Raw genomic sequence first — 1,214 nt, 5'->3', positions numbered from 1 at the left:
TTGAGCGTGGTACCAAAAGGCAAAACGGATCTTGCTGTTAAGTCTGCGACATTTACAACGCCAGAACGTACCTTGCCAGAGTACAAAAAAATTACCGATGATCAGTTAGTCTATCGCCGCGCAACGGACAATTTTGATCGTTCAGTGCAGCCACCGGTCGGTGAGCCAGTGAAAGCAACAATGCCAGAACTGTACAATGTGCACTTTGACAACGGCTCTGAACTACTCGGTACAGTTAGCAACGAAACTCCGACAGTCATGATGCAGTTCAGCTTGCCGGCGGGCACGCGTTTTGTGGAAAAGGGCAAAGAAGGCCTAGCGCAACTGACGGCCGCTATGTTGCAAGAAGGAACGACCAAACGTAGCGTGGAACAAATTCAAGCTGAGCTCGATAAACTCGGCAGCATGATCTCTGTCGATGCCACAGGCTACACGACGAACATCAGCGTTTCTTCTTTAGAAAAGAATTTAGAGCCAACACTGAAAATCGTTGAAGAGATGCTGCTATCGCCAGCGTTCAAACAAGAAGATTTTGATCGTGTGAAAATGCAGGCACTCGAAGGGCTTGTGTACGAACATCAAAATCCAAGTTGGATGGCATCTCAAGCAAGTCGACAAGTGCTGTATGGCGATTCTGTTTTTGCACGCCCAAAAGACGGCACGCAAGCTGGTGTCAGTGCGCTAACGCTTGATGATGTACGTGAGTTCTACGCTAAGCACTACACACCGCAGAGTGCACAAGTCGTGGTGGTGGGTGACATTGCTAAACAAGACATTGAGCAGAAGCTTGCGTTTTGGGCTGAATGGAAAGATGAAGCGGCACCACTTTATGCTCCTCAAACAATACCAGTATTAGGTGAGCAGAAAATTCATCTTGTCGACAAACCAGGAGCACCGCAAAGTGTGGTTATGATGGTTCGTCAAGGCATGCCTTATGATGCCACGGGTGACTTTTATCTGAGCCAGCTCGCGAACTTTAACCTAGCGGGTAACTTTAACAGTCGTATCAACCAAAACCTGCGTGAAGACAAAGGCTACACCTACGGTGCTTACGGTTACTTCTCGGGGAATCCTGAAACCGGTTCGGTTGTATTTACCGCGCAAGTTCGTGCCGATTCGACGGTCGCATCGATTATCGAGATGGAAAATGAGCTGAATGAATACGCTCAATCTGGAATGCCTGATGAAGAAATGAAATTTATGCGCCAAGCGGT

Annotated in this window: 1 protein-coding gene; it reads left to right on the top strand. The window is 47.9% G+C overall.

Annotated elements, in window-relative coordinates:
- Nucleotides 1–1,214: pitrilysin family protein (locus R7E42_RS24720; RefSeq protein WP_318073192.1), on the top strand; the 1,214-nt coding region annotated here is incomplete at both ends.

Origin of the sequence: Vibrio sp. Vb1337, from assembly GCF_033338715.1 — a bacterium.
In the GTDB taxonomy this organism is placed as follows: domain Bacteria; phylum Pseudomonadota; class Gammaproteobacteria; order Enterobacterales; family Vibrionaceae; genus Vibrio; species Vibrio alginolyticus.
The sequence above is the reverse complement of the archived record's forward strand: the minus strand, read 5'-3'. Positions and strand labels throughout refer to the sequence as shown.